Origin of the sequence: Streptomyces sp. DT2A-34 (genome assembly GCF_030499515.1) — a bacterium.
In the GTDB taxonomy this organism is placed as follows: domain Bacteria; phylum Actinomycetota; class Actinomycetes; order Streptomycetales; family Streptomycetaceae; genus Streptomyces.
In genome coordinates this window covers 3,983,291-3,998,999 of sequence record NZ_JASTWJ010000001.1, presented here as the reverse complement: position 1 = coordinate 3,998,999, position 15,709 = coordinate 3,983,291, and the positions used below count along the sequence as shown (strand labels likewise).

The following is a 15,709-nucleotide window of genomic DNA, read 5'->3' as shown; positions in this document are numbered from 1 at the left end:
ACATGTACGCCGACTTGCGCGTCGGCATGTACGCGGACTCGCACGCAGACTTGTACTCACCGCTTGTATCAAGCGGTGAGTACAAGATGCGGTCTCCCGGAGCTTTGTGTCAACTGCTTGCTACAACTTGCCCGGTGACCTCTCCCAGCCCCACCCGGACCCCACCAGGCCCCGGCGCCCAGGCGGACAGTGTCACCACGTCGCCGTCCTCCAGGAACGTCCGCTTGCCGTCCGGGAGTTCGAGGGCGTCGCGCCCGTTCCACGTCAGCTCCAGCAGGGACCCGCGCTCGCGTTCCGTCGGGCCGCTCACCGTGCCCGAGCCGTACAGGTCACCGGTGCGCAGCGAGGCGCCGTTCACGGTCATGTGGGCGAGTTGCTGGGCGGCCGTCCAGTACATGGTGGAGAAGGGGGGTTCGGAGACCACGTGGCCGTTGATCGAAACGGAGATCCGCAGGTCGTAGCCGCCGGGTTCCGTTTCGGAGCCGGAGTCGTCCAGGTACGGCAGCAGCGGGTGCGTCCGCTCCGGAGGTGCCACACGTGCCTCGTCGAGCGCGTCCAGCGGGGTGATCCACGCCGACACCGAGGTGGCGAAGGACTTGCCGAGGAACGGGCCGAGGGGGACGTACTCCCAAGCCTGGAGGTCGCGTGCCGACCAGTCGTTCAACAGGCAGAGGCCGAAGACGTGTTCCCGGAAGTCGGCCAGCGCCACCGGCTTGCCCATCTGCGACGGCACGCCGACCACGAAGCCGACCTCGGCCTCGATGTCCAGACGGACCGACGGGCCGAAGACCGGGGCCGGATCGGCGGGGGCCTTGCGCTGGCCGGACGGTCGTACGACATCCGTGCCGGACGCCACCACCGTGCCCGAGCGGCCGTGGTAACCGATCGGCAGGTGCTTCCAGTTGGGGGTCAGGGAGTCCGCCGCGTCGGGGCGGAAGATCTGGCCGACGTTCCGGGCGTGGTTCTCGGAGGCGTAGAAGTCGACGTAGTCCGCGACCTCGAAGGGGAGGTGCAGGGTCACTGAGGACAGCGGGTGGAGGAGGTCCGTGATGGCTTCCTGGTGCGCCGGGACCGTCACCCACGCCGTCAGCGCGCGCCGGACGTCCGACCAGGTGGTGCGGCCCGCGGCGAGCAGCGGGTTCAGGGAGTCCTGGGCGAGTAGCGGGGCGTACGGCGAGCCGAGCGCGTACGCCGCCTTGCCCGCGTCGAGGACGTGGTCGCCGAGCCGGACGCCGACCCGGCGTGCGGAGTCCGAGCCAGGGAGGGAGAAGACGCCGTACGGAAGGTTGTGCGTGCCGAAGGGGTCGCCCTCGGGGAGATCGAAGGGGGGCATGGGGTGCTGCCTCACTCTCATACGCTCCGTATGCCATTGCCATGTGGTCGGGCACACGTTACGGGTGAGTCGCCTGTCTTGGGCAGTGCGGAGCTCGCGTCGCCGAGGTCGACGAATCTCCTGGTCGGCGCGGTCGGGCGACGTTTGTTCAACCGCATCGACATCACCGTCAAGGAGCTTGCGAGCACCACGTGGGGGTGAAATCGCAACCGGCGGTGGGCAGTTGCGGCGCGGAAGAGAACGCGGAAACAGCAGCGGAACCGGAACTGATGTCAACACATGTGAACACAGCAGCCGTCCGGTTCGCATCGAGTCGATGGGGCTTCCTGTCCGTATTCTCTGATCATGGCCCCACCCATCGCATATTCACTCATCGCCACTGACCTGGACGGGACGCTGCTGCGCGGCGACGACACGCTCTCGGACCGGTCCCTCGACGCGCTCGCGCTGGTGGCGGCGTCCGGTGCCCAGCACCTCGTCGTGACGGGGAGGCCGGCGCCCAGAGTGCGGCCGCTCCTCGACATCCTGGGCAGCACGGGGCTCGCGGTGTGCGGACAGGGCGCGCAGTTGTACGACGCCGGCGCGGACCGTCTGCTCTGGTCCATCACCCTGGACCGGGAGTTGGCGGAGACCGCGCTCGGCAAGATCGAGGCCGAGGTGGGGCAGGTGTACGCGGCCGTCGACCAGGACGGCGTCGACGGGCTCACGCTCATCGAGCCCGGGTATCTGATGCCCCACCCCACCCTGCCCGCCGTACGCGTCCGGCACCGCGACGACCTGTGGTGCGAGCCGATCAGCAAGGTGCTGCTACGGCATCCCACCCTGTCCGACGACGAGTTGGCGGCGACGGCGCGCGCCGTGGTCGGTTCCCTCGCCACGGTCACCATGTCGGGGCCCGGCACCGTCGAACTCCAGCCATGCGGCGTCACCAAGGCGACCGGTCTGGCGCTCGCCGCCGAGCATCTCGGCCTCGGCGCGCACCAGACCATCGCCTTCGGTGACATGCCCAACGACATCCCGATGTTCGACTGGGCCGCCCGCGGCGTCGCGATGGCCAACGCGCACCCCGAACTCAAGGCGGTCGCCGACGAGATCACCCTCTCGAACGAGGACGACGGCATTGCCGTCGTCCTCGAGAGGCTGTTCACGGGGATCCTGACCGACATCGCCCAGTGAGGGCCTTTAGTGAGAGCTCTTAGTAAGGGCCGTTCACGTTGTCGATCGAGCCGTACCGCGCGGCCGCGTAGTTGCACGCGGCCGTGATGTTCGCGACCGGGTCGAAGGGGTCGTAGACCGTCCCCGGGACGTGGTAGGCCGCGAAGGTGGGGTCGATGACCTGCAGGAGGCCCTTGGACGGGGTGCCCGCCGCGGCGTTGGAGTCCCAGTTGTTGATGGCGGCCGGGTTGCCCGACGACTCACGCATGACGTTGCGGTAAATGCCGTCATATGAACCGGGGATTCCGTTTTGCGCCATGATGTCCAGCGCGTTGCGGATCCAGCCGTCGAGGTTGTCCGGGTACGACTTCACGGAGGCCGTGGTCGCGTGGGCGACGGCGGACTTCTTGGCCGGTGCGGACGCCTGGTCGGCCCTCTTGCTCGCCGCGGCGGCCTTCGTCGCCCGGACCTTCAGGTCGACGCCCGGGTGGATCAGCCGGGGGTTGTCGCCGATGGCCTTGCGGTTGTCCTTGTAGAGCTGCCGCCAGCCGCCCTGCGCGTCGTACCGGTCCGCGATGCCGTAGAGGGTGTCGCCCTTCTTCGTGGTGTACGTGACCGACTTGGCCTTTGCCGCGGACGGCGCGGACTGCGGTGCCGCCTGTGCGACGGCGGGGGCCTGGGCCGGCTGGGCGGCGCTCGCGGTGGTCGCGCTCAGGAGCGGGAGAGCGAGGGCTGCGGTACCGGTTCCGGCTGCGACGACGTGGCGGGTGAGCGGGTTGGTTCTGGGGCGGCGGTGCTTGCCTCGGGCCATGGCGCTGTTCCTCTCCGACGCCTGCGAGGTGAGCTGTCGGGTTCGGGCGGGAGATGCCCGGTCGCGCCGCCTTGCGGCAGCGCGAACTTCACCCCGAGCCGGTCCGGTGCGCCATCAAGGCGGCCGGTCCGGCGACTTACCTGGGTCCCCCGCTCCTGCCGTGCGTGAGTGAGTGCGTGGGTGGGTGGGTGACTCGGGCGGCGGCAGGATTCGGCGTCCGCCCGACTGAGCGGGAACGTATGCGAGAGCACATGCCCGGAACAAGTGTCATGGTCACCTGTCATGCCGGTTGACCATGGTCTGGTACCTATGGGCTACTTGATCCTTTGCGGTTGCCAAGCCTCAACTTGCGCTCGACGCAAGGGAGGAACGGGTGCGTCCGGTCGGGTGTGCGGCTGGGTGCGCGTGACCCAATTCACTGGCATCCACAAGAGCGGCAAATCGGGCAATGGCTCCAACTCGTCGTCAATCGGCCGTCCGTTGAGTCCGTTTCTCCCGTGTCCGGTGGAAAAACGTCTGTTCGTCCTCCCGGCAGATCACCTCGCTGGAGGTGACGAAGTACTCCCTTTTGTGGCTTATCTCCGAGCGCGTCCGCGCTGTTACGTCCCACGCCAGGTACGTCTCCAGCGCGCCCTCGGTGAACTCCAGGCCGTCGGGGTACACGCGCGTGCCGCCGTACCGGGGGGCGACCTCCAGGCGTCACTCGCCCTTGGCGACGTCCCGCACGACGAGCCGCTCGGGGCGCGCTCGTCCAGCGTGATTGGGCGAGTTCACGCCGAGCGGCTGCACCTGCTCCGGTTCCTCGAAGGTGATCACTGTGTCTCCTGCTGATTCGTCCAACGCATGTGCGCGTAGCGGAAGTTCCAGCAGGCGGAGGAGACGGCAGGGCGGATGCGGTGACCGGGCGGGAAGGCGTGGCCGATGCCGTTCAGCTCGAAGGTCACGTCCTCGGTGGCACCGGCTCCCACGGCACCGTACGGTCGCGGCCGTGGCGCGCCGACAGGTTCAGTACGCCACGCGTGACCAGGGTCGAGGCGCCGTGGGGTGCCACGTCGCAGAGCCGGGCGACGACCTGCCCGCGCGGCACGTCCTAGGGTCAGCCAGCCGCACCTTCGGCCACCCCAACACCCAGGTGTCTCGAAGAAACGGCCGGCGTCGATGCCGGTGTGCATGGGGGAGCGCACGAGGACGGGGGCGCCCTGGCAGGCGTACGTCACGCCGCGCACGGGGGGGTGCCCCTATGGGTTTCGTCAAGCTGATGGGGCGGGTTGGGGGTCGTAGAAGGTGCCGTCGCGGAGCATCGCGAAGAGCACGTCGGCTCGTCGTCTCGCGAGGCAGAGGAGGGCTTGGGTGTGGTGTTTTCCCTGGCTGATCTTCTTGTCGTAGTAGGTCCGGGAGGCCGGGTCGGCCAGAGCCGCGAACGCGGACAGGAAGAAGGCCCGTTTGAGCTGCTTGTTTCCGCGGCGGGATGGTTGTTCGCCGCGGATCGAGGAGCCAGAACTGCGGGTTGTGGGGGCGAGGCCGGCGTAGGCGGCGAGGTGGGCGGCGGTCGGGAACGAACGGCCGTCGCCGACGTCGATGAGGATGCGGGCTCCGGTCCTGACGCCGATCCCCGGCATGGACGTCAGGACCTTGGAAAGAGGGTGGTTCTCCAGCAGTTCCTCGATCCGGGTGGCCAAGAGTTTCCGCTGGTCAAGCACCGCTCGGAGCGAGTTGGCGAGGCTGGGGACGATCAGAGCGGCCGCGTCGGTGCCCGGGACGACGACGGTCTGTTCGTCCAGTGCGGTGAAGATGTCCTCGACGAGCCGCTCGGCCATCCGCGGTGCCTTCGGGCGTATCAACGCAATGAGCCGTCGGCGTCCGGCTTTGCGGATCTGGGCCGGGGAGCCGAACTGGTCGAGGAGCTTGAGCACGGCCGGGTGTTGGACGCGTGGGCCCAGGATCCGTTCCAGCGACGGGTGGATCTGGGTGAGCAGGCCCCGCAGGCGGTTGCTGATGCGGGTTGCTTCGCCGGCCAGGTCGTCGTCGAAGCCGACGATCATCTCCAGCTCGGCGATGGTCTCGTCCTCGAGGTCGACCGAGCGGAGCGTGTGAGGCATGACGCGGGCCGCGTCTGCGATGACGAACGCGTCGCGGGCATCTGTCTTGGCCTCGCCGGGATAGAGGTCGGCGATCCGCCGCATCGTCAGGCCGGGCAGATAGGCGACCGGGCAGCCCATGTCCCGGGCCACCGCCAGCGGCAGAGCCCCGATCGAGGCCGGCTGGTCGACCACCACGAGCACGGTCCCGTGCTTGGCCTGCAGTTTGCCGAACACTTCGCGGAGCTTCGGCTCGCTGTTGGGCAGCCGCTTGTCGAAGGCCTTCTTCCCGGCCGGGGTGACGGCGGTGGCGTGGTGTTCGCCCTTGCCGACGTCCAGGCCGAGGAAAGCGCCGATGTCACTGACGTCGATCACGTGCGTCCTTCGGTCGTCCTCGCCCGGCCGTCCCACGGCACCGATCGCCACATCCACATTACGAAGAGCCTCCCGACCTGCGAAGAAGCCGGTGGTCATGCCCCTAATCAGCGGTCTGTCGATGCCTCCGGAGCCGGTGACACCACCCCCCAAGACATGCGATCGACAGGGGGAGAAAGTCATGCCAACTCCGAAGGCCGGGCGCCCCATTGCGGGGCTACCAAAAAGGTAATGGGGGCAGGCCGGTTCGCCGACCCAGCGGCCCGGCAGCGTGGGGTGCACCGTGGCCGGGCGGTGGGAATCGCTGACGTACGCGCGCAGCAGGGGTTCGGACATGACGCCGGTGTCCTCGTCCTTGAGTCAGTTGTCCCACCAGCGCAGCGTCTCCTGGAGGAAGCCAATCGCCGGGCCCGGGGGCAGGCCGCGGTCCGGGTACTGGTGCGACCAGGGGCCGATCAGGCTGCGGACGCGGTTGGCGGGCAGGTGCTCGACGAGGCGCAGGACCGTGTCGCGGTACGGGTCGTGCCCATCGCGAGCACGGCGGCGTCGATCGCGCCGTAGTCCTCGCAGACGCTGCCGTGGCGCCAGTAGTCGTCGCGGGTCTGATGGCCGAGCCAGGTTGCAGGAACGGTTCGACGGCCTTCAGCCGCCCCCAGCCACATGTCCCGCCAGGCGTAGCCGACATACAGCGGGTCCGGCGGGCGGGCGACGAAGCGAGCATGGTCGACGCCTACGCGTGCATGGTCGACGCCTACGCGTGCATGTCGACGGCGAGGACGGAACCTCCGATGCAGTGCACGTCGTTGTCATAGCGATCGTCCGTCGAGCAGACCGTGACGATCGCCTTGAGCGGCTCGGGCGCGAGGGCCGCGGTGTGGAGGGAGTTGGTGCCGCCCCAGGAGATGCCGAGCATGCCGACCCTGCCGTTGCACCAGGGCTGGGCCGCCAGCCAGTTGACCACCTCGACCCCCTCGGCGAGTTCCGTCGCCGAGTAACTCGTCCGTCAGCGGGCGCCACACGCTCGCGTACAGCAGAGTCCCGTCCTGGAGCGGGATCCAGATGTCCACGTGAGTCGTCTCGTGGGGGGAGGACGTACGGATGTGCATGAGCGGGGTCCCCGTCGGGTCAGTGCACCGGGTGCGACGTGTCTGGTCGGTGCACGGGGTGCGTTGTGTCCGGTCGGTGCACTGGGTGCATCGTGCGGCGCAGCCAGCGTGCCGCGGCCGTCACAGCCAGCCCTGCGGCCACCGCGATCGCGCCGTCGACGCCGGAGTAGGCGGCCGGAGCGAGCTTGCTCGTGGCCGATGTGCCGGAGGTCTCCAGGAGGATGTCGCCGAGGCCGAGCAGCAGGTACGAACCCACGATCCACCAGACGGACATGAGGTCGCCGTCGGAGGAGTGACCAGGCGGCCCCGAGGTCGGCAGCGCCATCGGCAGGAAGGACATGCCGACGAGTACGACCCCGATCGCGATCTTGCTGGAGGCGTGCGGCCGTCTGTGCCCCATCCGGACCCACAGCGTGGCGACGACGGGCGCGAGGGCGACCTCGAAGGCGCCGAGGGCGGAGGCGTACCAGCGGGCGGGGAAGCCGAAGCCGAGGATCGACGTCTCGGCGTTCGTCGAGGCCGGCAGCATCATCGTCGAGTGCGCCTGGAAGAGGATGAAGTTGATGACCGTCGAGGCGAGGAAGAGGACGATGCACGGGCGGAGGCGACCGCGTTCCTCGGGGGGCACATGCGGGCTGGCGGACACCACCGTGAAGTAGACGACCGGGGTGATCACCGAGACGAGGGTGAGCAGGTCGACGAAGCGGTCCGTGGTGAGCCGGCCGGCGGCGGCGAGGAGGACGGTGGCCGTGGCGGTGGCGACGAGGCCCGTGGCGATCAGACGGATCGACCGGCGGATGGCCTGCGGGGACAGCGCGAACTCGGCGGTGTGCTTGTGTCCGGCCAGGTGGCGGCGGCCGGCGACGTACTGGATCAGGCCGAACGTCATGCCGATCGCGGCCGCCGGGAACCCCCAGTGCCAGTCCCTGTGGCCGCCGAGCCAGCCGGTGATCAGCGGGTCCGCGAAGGCGCCGATGTTGATCGCCATGTAGTAGAGCGCGAACCCGGCGTCCCGACGGTCGTCGTCCGTGCGGTACAGCTTGCCGACCATGGTGGCGACGTTGGGCTTGAGGAGCCCCGTGCTCGCGCTGATCAGGCCGAGGCCCGCCCAGGTCATGCGGGCGGCCGGCACCGCCATGGCGTAGTGGCCGCAGGCGATCAGGACGCGCCTCACAGCACCGCGCGGTACGAGCCGAGGATCCGGTCGGTGAGCCGGCCGCCGGCGACGGAGACCAGATCGACGAGGGTGCCGGAGGCGGCGGAGACGGAGGCGGCGGAGACGGAGGCGGCGGCGGAGACGGCGGCGGCCGAGACGGAGGTGGCGGTTCTCGCCGACATGCCCAGACCGCCGTGGGCGACCGTGTCGGCGAAACACAGCACGAGGATGGCCTGCATGCCGAGGAACGAGAAGCGCTCCCAGACCTCGGGGCCGGAGAGCGTGAGCAGGCCTCTGGGCCGGCCGAAGAAGGCGTGGTCGGCGCGGGGCGGGGGGCCGCTCTCGGGCTCGATATCGACTTCGGTTCGGGACGTGGGCCGCTACTTCCCTATAAGTCGATGGATATCCGTCCTTATCACGTGATCAAAAACATACCGGTCGTGATCCAATACCGCCCATGGTGGACGGGTGGGCGGCATCAGTGATCGAAACGTGACCGGATACGCTGACTTGAGTGATGGCAGCGACCTATCGACAAACCGTGTAACCGCCAGAAGACACCAGCAGACAGGAGACCCCTCGTGACCGTCGTCGGGCCGTTCGGGCTGAGCGTGCGGGACCAGGCTCTGGAAGCCGATGTCCAGGCCGGATTGGCGGCTGTCGAGGAGGGATTGCTCGAAGCCACCAAGAGTGAGGTCCCCTTCATCACCGAGGCCGCCCAGCATCTGGTGCGGGCGGGCGGAAAGCGGTTCCGGCCGCTGCTTGTGATGCTCGCTGCCCAGTTCGGGGACCCGTATGCGCCGGGGGTCGTGCCCTCGGCGGTGGTGGTGGAGCTGACCCATCTGGCGACGCTGTACCACGACGACGTGATGGACGAGGCGGCGGTACGGCGGGGCGTCGAGAGCGCGAACACCCGCTGGGGGAACTCCGTCGCCGTGCTGACCGGGGACTTCCTGTTCGCGCGCGCCTCGCACATCCTCGCCGACCTCGGGCCCGAGGCGGTGCGGGTGCAGGCCGAGGCGTTCGAGCGGCTGGTCACCGGGCAGATCCTGGAGACTGCGGGGCCGCAGGACGGGCGGGATCCCGTGGAGCACTACCTCGATGTGCTGGGCGGGAAGACCGGGTCGCTGGTGGCGGTCTCGTGCCGGTTCGGGGCGATGATGTCGGGCGCCGACGAGACGGTGGTCGATGTGCTGACCCAGTACGGGGAGCGGCTGGGGGTTGCCTTCCAGCTGGCTGATGACGTCCTGGACATCGCCAGTGACTCCCATGAGTCCGGGAAGACGCCGGGGACGGATCTCCGGGAGGGGATTCCTACGCTGCCGGTGCTGCGGTTGCGGGAGCGGGCCGAGCGGTTGGGGCTGGCGGAGGACATCGCGTTGTGCGAGTTGCTGGACTCCGATCTGAGCGACGACGGGCGGCTTGCGGAGGCTTTGGCCGCGCTTCGGGCGCATCCGGCGTTGGAGCAGGCTCGGCGGGACACGGTGCGGTATGCGGAGGATGCGCGGGCTGCGTTGGCGCCGCTGGCGGATATTGATGCCAAGGCTGCGTTGATGGAGTTGTGCGACGCGGTGGTGCATCGGGCCGGGTAGGTTTTTCGCCCCCGCCGCCCCTACCCGTCCCATCCTCCGGGGGCGCTGCCCCTTCGACCCCGGTTCCTGGGGGCCTGCGGCCCCCAGACCCCGCTCCGGCCCTGAACGGGCCTCGTCCTCAAACGCCGGACGGGCTGAAATGCCTGAACCGGCGTCGGAAAGTCCTGTGAGGCAGCTCGCAGAGCTGGACTGGGTCCGAAGTGAGATCGCCTCCGCTCTGAAAGAGCCTGATCGTCACCGCTGTCGGGGCACAGCCTCACCGGCACCGGCACCGTGAAGGGCCACGCCCTCCTCAACGCCCTGAAGGCCGAGCCGAATTCGTTCTACGCCTTCGCCCAGCGGGACCTCAGCGCCGTACTCGGCGGCCGTGTCGCGCGCTCCTTCGTCGCCCCCAACTCCGGTACGCACAACGGCGTCTTCCTCGGGCAACCCCTACGGGTCGGGGGAGGCGCCGTCCCCCTGCGTCATACCGCAGGTGTACCCGGAGTTGGCTCCGAAGGTTGACGAATCTCCCTGGCCGATTTGGTCAGATGGACACCACGGAAATCACCACTCCTCACCGATTCGGGTGAGAATGGCGGCTCAGGGGTGGACGAGTGCGGGGTCGAGAGACTCGCGGGCGAGGAAACGGGACGGGCAGCCGCCGCCGACGACGGAGGTAAGGCACACATGGCACCGTACGCATCGGACGACAGTACGACCGCCGGGGAGGTCGACGACCTGCGCGCCGGACGGCGCAAGGCCGCGCGGTACGTCGTCCCGGTCGTGGTCGTGGGAGTCGCGGCGGCGACCATCGGGCTCGTCCCGGCGATCGCCGACTCCGGCGACCCGGACCTGCCGGAGATCACCGCGCAGCAACTCATCGAGAGGATCGCCCAGTCGGACGTACAGCAGCTGTCCGGCACCTTCAAGATCACCACCGATCTGGGCCTGCCCGACCTCGGCGGCCTGGAGTCGAGCCTCGCGTCCGGCGCCATGGGCTCGGGCTCGGGCGACGGATCGTCCGCCGACCCGTCCGCCAAGCTCACCGAGCTGGCGTCCGGCACGCACACGCTGCGCGTCGCCCTCGACGGCGAGGACAAGCAGAAGCTCTCCCTGCTGGAGAACGCCTCCGAGTACAGCCTCATCCACAACGGCAAGGACATCTGGGGCTACGACAGCAAGTCGAACGAGGTCTTCCACGGCACCGCCGATGAGCCGCAGGCCGGGAAGGGCCAGGGGAAGGACAAGGGGAAGGGCGAGCAGGGCACGCCCGACGAGGTGCCCGCCACTCCCAAGGACCTCACCGAGGAAGCCCTCAAGGCGGTGGACGACACCACGTCCGTCACCGTCGACGGCACCGCGCAGGTCGCCGGCCGGGACGCGTACCGGCTGCTCATCAAGCCGAAGCAGTCCGGGACCACCGTCGGCGCCATCACCGTGGCCGTGGATGCCAAGACCGGCATGCCGCTGAAGTTCACGCTGACCCCGTCCAGCGGCGGCGCGGCAGTGATCGACGCGGGCTTCACCCAGGTCAGCTTCGCCAAGCCGGCGGCCTCCACGTTCGACTTCACCCCGCCCAAGGGCGCGAAGGTCACCGAGCAGGGCGAGCTGGAAAAGGCCGCTCCGGAGCACGGCGGCACCAAGTCCGAGGACGAGTTCCGCAAGGAGCTCGAGAAGGAGTTCGGTGGCTCGAAGTCCGAGGGCAAGTCGGGCAGGTCGGGTAAGTCGAGCAAGTCGGCCGAGGGTGGTCCCGAGGTCATAGGCGAGGGCTGGAACTCCGTGGCCGTCTTCGACACCGGCGGCGAGGGCATCCCCTCCGGCGCCGAGGTCGGCGGCGACATGGGCGGCTTCCTCGACTCCCTGGGCGACAAGGTCACCGGGAAGTTCGGCTCGGGGACGGTCTTCAAGACCCGCCTGATCAACGCCCTGATCACGGACGACGGCAAGATCTACGTGGGCGCGGTCGACAAGGACGCGCTCGTGAAGGCGGCCGACTCGGCGAAGTAAGACGTAAGCAACTGCCGTATGGGCACGTACGCGCACGTACGCACGACCCACGTACGCACATATCCGTGCCCGTATGCGCACCACGAGTCGAGGAGCCTGAGGAGCCCATGGAGGAACTGCCCGCCGCGGAAGCCGACGGGGTGGATCAGGCAGGCCGGGTCAACCGGCCCAACCGGCCCAACCGGCCCAACCGGCCCAACCGGGTCGAGCAGGCCGACCTGGGCGATCGGGCTGAGCCGGTCGCTCGGGCCGACCAGGGCGATCGGGTCGAGCAGGCCGCTCCGGCTGACCAAGTGGACCAGGGTGACCAGGTCGACGACGTCGGTACGGTGATCGCCACCCGTGCGCTCACCAAGCGCTACCGCGGTGGGCAACTCGCCGTGGACGGTCTCGATCTGACCGTCCCGGCGGGCAGCGTCTTCGGGTTCCTCGGCCCGAACGGCTCCGGCAAGACCACCACCATCCGCATGCTGATGGGGCTCATCGAGCCCACCTCCGGTACCGCGCGCGTGCTCGGGCAGCCCATGCCCCGGTCCGCGCGCGCCGTACTGCCGCACGTCGGCGCGCTCATCGAGGGGCCCGCCCTGTACGGCTTCCTCTCCGGCCGCGACAACCTCCTCCGCTACGACGCCGCCGACCCGACCGCCGATCCGCGCACCCGGCGCGCCCGCGTCGCCGCCGCGCTGGACCGGGTGGGCCTGACGGCCGCCGCGGGCAAGAAGGCCAAGGCGTACTCGCTCGGCATGAAGCAGCGGCTGGGGCTCGCGGCCGCGCTGCTCCAGCCGCGCAGGCTGCTCGTCCTGGACGAGCCGACCAACGGTCTCGACCCCCAGGGGATGCGTGAAATACGTTCCCTGATAAGGGAGTTGGCGTCCGACGGCACGACCGTCTTCCTCTCCTCCCACCTCCTCGACGAGATCGAGCAGGTCTGTACGCACGCGGCGGTGATGGCGCAGGGCCGGCTGATCACCCAGGGCGCGGTGGCGGAGCTGGCGGCCGGGATGCGCGGCGGCCGGCTCGTCGTGACCACGCCCGACACCGGGGACGCGGCCCGGGTCCTGAAGGAGCAGGGGGCCGGAGACGTCGTCATCACCGACGACCGGGTGACCGCCGAACCTCCGGACCGTGATCTCGCCGACGTCAACGCGGCGTTGGTGACCGCCGGAGTGCGGGTGCGTGGCTTCGGTGTCGAACGGGCCTCCCTGGAGGACGCGTTCGTGGCACTCACGGGGGAGGGGTTCGATGTCGCAGGCTGAAGTCGTCCGGCAGGGCGGCGCGATCGCAGGCGCCCGAAAAGTCAGTCCGCTGTGGACCTTCGGCCTCCTGCGCAGCGAACTGCTCACCACGTTCCGGCGCTGGCGCACCCTCGCGCTGCTCGCCGTACTGGCCGCCGTGCCGATCCTGGTCGGGATCGCCGTGAAGATCGAGACGAGCGACGGCGGGCCCGGCGGCCCCGGCGGGGGTGGCGGCGGTCCGGCGTTCATCTCGCAGATCACCAACAACGGCCTGTTCCTGGTCTTCACCGCACTGGCCGCGACGCTCCCGTTCTTCCTGCCGATGGCGATCGGCGTCATCGCGGGCGACGCGATAGCGGGCGAGGCCAACGCCGGCACCCTGCGCTATCTCCTCGTCGCCCCCGCCGGACGCTCGCGCCTGCTCCTCACCAAGTACGCGACCACGATGGCCTTCTGCCTGGTGGCCACCCTCGTGGTCGCGGTCTCGGCACTCGCGGTCGGGGCGCTGCTCTTCCCGCTCGGCGACCTGACGACCATCTCCGGCACCCGGATCAGCTTCGCCGAGGGCCTGGGCCGCGCCCTGCTGATCGCCCTGGTCGTCGCCGCGTCACTCATAGGCGTGGCGGCCCTCGGCCTGTTCGTCTCGACGCTGACCAGCAGCGGCATCGCGGCGATGGCGACGACCGTCGGCCTGCTGATCACCGTCCAGATCCTCGACCAGATACCCCAACTGCACGCGATCCAGCCGTACTTCTTCTCCCACTACTGGCTGTCCTTCGCCGACCTCATGCGCGACCCCGTCTACTGGGACGACCTGGTCAAGAACCTCGGCATCCAGGCCCTGTACGCCGGGGTGTTCGGCTCGGCGGCGTGGGCGCGGTTCACGGCGAAGGACATCACGGCCTGAGCGACGCCGGCGACGCTCAGTCGGCCTCGTACGGGAAGCGGGCGAGCGGCGCCTCCTGTGCGAAGAACGTCTTGGCGCGTGCCAGTGCCTCCGTGTCGTTCAGTACGTCGCCACGCCTGCTGCCGTTGCCGAACAGGACCCCGCCGAAGCGCATCCCCAGGTACGCGGCCGAGTTGTTGAGCGTGCCGACGAGTGGGTCGGCCACCTCGGTCTCCGGGTGTGCGAGCGCGGTGACGCCCCACAGGGCGCGCCCGGCCAGCGTCGCCTTGAAGTCGATGCCGGGGGTGCGCAGCCAGCCCGACCAGTAGTCCAGGTAGCGCTTGGTGAAACCGGACACCGAGTACCAGTACAACGGCGAGGCGATCACGATGTCGGTGGCGGCGAGCGTGGCGTCGAGCAGCAGTGCGGGAGTGCTCCCTGCGGCAGGGCGCACATGGTCGCTGTCGCGCCGAAGGTCCACGAAGTCCGGCAGCGGGTGCTCGGCGAGACTGATCCACTGCTGCTCGACGTTCTCCGGCAACTGCTCGGCGGCCGCGCGGGCCAGGAGCTCGGTGTTGCCCTCGCTGCGGCTGCTGCCCAGGACGAACAGGAAACGGCGGGTCATGAGATCCCCCAGATGGTCGGCGTGCGGCAATTACTCGCACGTGCATTATATGCGCACGCAGGTATATGTCCAGGGGCCGCTGTCCCCTGTCCAGGGGTCGCTGTCCCCTGTCCAGGGGTCGCTGCCTCCTGTCCAGGGGGCGCTGCATCCTGCCCAGGGCCCGCCGTCTCCTCTCCAGGGCCCGCCGACTCAGTCGCACGTCTCCGCCGCCCGCGCCACATCCAGCAGTGCCCCCTCCTGCCCATGCGTGGCCACCACCTGCAGCCCGACCGGACACCCGTCGGGCCCGAACCCCGCCGGGATGCTGATCGCCGGATGCCCGCTCACGTTGAACGCCCAGGTGAGCGCGGTGGAGTACCGCTCGCCGGGGCCTTCGTGGCCGTGCGGCGGGGTCGGGGCGGTCGGCGTCAACAGCAGCCGCACGCCGGAGAAGAGGGCGGCCAGGCGTCTGTCGTTCGCGGCCCGGATACGGTGGGCCGGTGCCAGGTCGGCGCCCGGGGTTCGCAGGGTGAGCCATGCGGGGGCAGGGTCGTCGAGGCGGAGCCGAGTCGGTGGGCGCACGAGTCGTATCGCACCGGCCTCGGCGAGCCGTACGGCCGCGGAGTGGGCGACGGCGACGACGTCCGGGTCGGGGGAGTCGAAGCCGAGGTCGGGGGACCATACGGCGGTCGGGGCGTCGTACTCGCCGGGCACCCCGTCCGTGTCCGTCCCGTCCCCCGGCGCCGCTGCCCGGTCTGCCCCCGACACGACTGCCCAGTACGCCGCCGCATCCTCCGCGGACCGCGCCAGCACCCCCGGCGCCATGAGCCCCGTACGGTCGGTCGACGGCAACCGCCCGTTGCCTGCCTTCAGCCCGACGACCCCGCACCACGCCGCCGGAATCCGCACCGACCCGGCCCCGTCGCTCCCGGTCGCAAGCGGAACCAGCCCTGCCGCCACCGCCGCCGCGGAACCGGCGGAGGAGCCGCCCGGCGTGCGGTCGTACCGCCAAGGGTTGACCGTACGGCCGTACCGGCCAAGTCCCCAGGTCTGCCAGGGAGTTCCCGGCCCCGGCACGGATGTCGCCCCCACCGCCACGCACCCCGCCGCGAGCAGCGGACCCGCCGCACGCAGCCCATGCCGCCCCTTGACCCCGATCGGCACGCCGGCCAACGGCAGCCGCTCACCCGCGCCGACTCGTGTGTCCACCTCGCAGGCCCGCTGAAGCGCCTCTTCGCCCCACACCTCGATGAAGGCGCACAGGACGGGATCGGCCCGCTCGATCCGTTCGAGCGCCGACGTGACGACATCGACGGCACGCAGGGTCCGCGAGCGGACGGCTGAGGCGATATCCACGGCGGACGGAGGGAGAGTCCCGGGCCCGGAATC

Annotated in this window: 11 protein-coding genes, 3 pseudogenes and 1 riboswitch; of the genes and pseudogenes, 6 read left to right on the top strand and 8 right to left on the bottom strand. The window is 69.8% G+C overall.

What is annotated here, in order from left to right; translation table 11 throughout:
- Positions 1 to 109 precede the first annotated feature (109 nt).
- The gene (gene fahA / locus QQM39_RS17545; RefSeq protein ID WP_301997778.1) at positions 110 to 1,333 is read right to left on the bottom strand and encodes a fumarylacetoacetase; all 1,224 of its coding nucleotides are present in this window, start codon (positions 1,331 to 1,333) and stop codon (positions 110 to 112) included.
- A 345-nt stretch (positions 1,334 to 1,678) separates the two neighbouring features.
- On the opposite strand from fahA, the gene QQM39_RS17540 reads away from it, so the two are divergent.
- Positions 1,679 to 2,509: an HAD family hydrolase gene (locus QQM39_RS17540; RefSeq protein ID WP_301997777.1), complete on the top strand. Its 831-nt coding sequence runs from the start codon at positions 1,679 to 1,681 to the stop codon at positions 2,507 to 2,509.
- A gap of 19 nt (positions 2,510 to 2,528) precedes the next feature.
- Here QQM39_RS17540 and QQM39_RS17535 read toward each other — a convergent pair whose 3' ends face one another.
- From QQM39_RS17535 to QQM39_RS17515, 5 genes and pseudogenes are all read right to left on the bottom strand, one after another.
- The gene (locus QQM39_RS17535) at positions 2,529 to 3,299 is read right to left on the bottom strand and encodes a LysM peptidoglycan-binding domain-containing protein (protein WP_301997776.1); all 771 of its coding nucleotides are present in this window, start codon (positions 3,297 to 3,299) and stop codon (positions 2,529 to 2,531) included.
- A gap of 5 nt (positions 3,300 to 3,304) precedes the next feature.
- Positions 3,305 to 3,480: riboswitch (cyclic di-AMP (ydaO/yuaA leader) on the bottom strand.
- A 284-nt stretch (positions 3,481 to 3,764) separates the two neighbouring features.
- Positions 3,765 to 4,486 (bottom strand): annotated as a pseudogene (locus QQM39_RS17530) (CocE/NonD family hydrolase C-terminal non-catalytic domain-containing protein); the annotation flags it as partial.
- A 63-nt stretch (positions 4,487 to 4,549) separates the two neighbouring features.
- Entirely contained in the window at positions 4,550 to 5,752 is a 1,203-nt protein-coding gene (locus QQM39_RS17525) for an IS110 family transposase (RefSeq protein WP_302003481.1), read from the bottom strand.
- 234 nt (positions 5,753 to 5,986) lie between these two features.
- A pseudogene (locus QQM39_RS17520) lies at positions 5,987 to 6,858 on the bottom strand (CocE/NonD family hydrolase); the annotation flags it as partial.
- A gap of 19 nt (positions 6,859 to 6,877) precedes the next feature.
- Positions 6,878 to 8,367 (bottom strand): annotated as a pseudogene (locus tag QQM39_RS17515) (peptide MFS transporter).
- Positions 8,368 to 8,595: 228 nt separating this feature from the next.
- Between QQM39_RS17515 and QQM39_RS17510 the strand changes: the two are divergent.
- From QQM39_RS17510 to QQM39_RS17490, 5 genes are all read left to right on the top strand, one after another.
- Positions 8,596 to 9,606, top strand: coding sequence for a polyprenyl synthetase family protein (locus QQM39_RS17510; protein ID WP_301997775.1), 1,011 nt, complete (start codon positions 8,596 to 8,598; stop codon positions 9,604 to 9,606).
- A 273-nt stretch (positions 9,607 to 9,879) separates the two neighbouring features.
- Positions 9,880 to 10,110: a hypothetical protein gene (locus tag QQM39_RS17505; protein WP_301997774.1), complete on the top strand. Its 231-nt coding sequence runs from the start codon at positions 9,880 to 9,882 to the stop codon at positions 10,108 to 10,110.
- Positions 10,111 to 10,275: 165 nt separating this feature from the next.
- A complete protein-coding gene (locus QQM39_RS17500) occupies positions 10,276 to 11,595 on the top strand; it encodes a DUF2092 domain-containing protein (RefSeq protein ID WP_301997773.1) in 1,320 nt (439 codons plus the stop codon).
- A gap of 107 nt (positions 11,596 to 11,702) precedes the next feature.
- Positions 11,703 to 12,851, top strand: a complete 1,149-nt coding sequence (locus QQM39_RS17495; RefSeq protein WP_301997772.1) for an ABC transporter ATP-binding protein — start codon at positions 11,703 to 11,705, stop codon at positions 12,849 to 12,851.
- On the top strand, positions 12,838 to 13,737 hold the full coding sequence (locus tag QQM39_RS17490; RefSeq protein WP_301997771.1) for an ABC transporter permease: 900 nt from the start codon (positions 12,838 to 12,840) through the stop codon (positions 13,735 to 13,737). Before QQM39_RS17495 ends, QQM39_RS17490 begins: the two co-directional genes overlap by 14 nt.
- Positions 13,738 to 13,753: 16 nt before the next feature.
- Here QQM39_RS17490 and QQM39_RS17485 read toward each other — a convergent pair whose 3' ends face one another.
- A complete protein-coding gene (locus tag QQM39_RS17485) occupies positions 13,754 to 14,341 on the bottom strand; it encodes a flavodoxin family protein (protein ID WP_301997770.1) in 588 nt (195 codons plus the stop codon).
- Positions 14,342 to 14,530: 189 nt separating this feature from the next.
- Positions 14,531 to 15,676, bottom strand: coding sequence for an amidase (locus tag QQM39_RS17480; RefSeq protein ID WP_301997769.1), 1,146 nt, complete (start codon positions 15,674 to 15,676; stop codon positions 14,531 to 14,533).
- Positions 15,677 to 15,709: the final 33 nt, after the last annotated feature.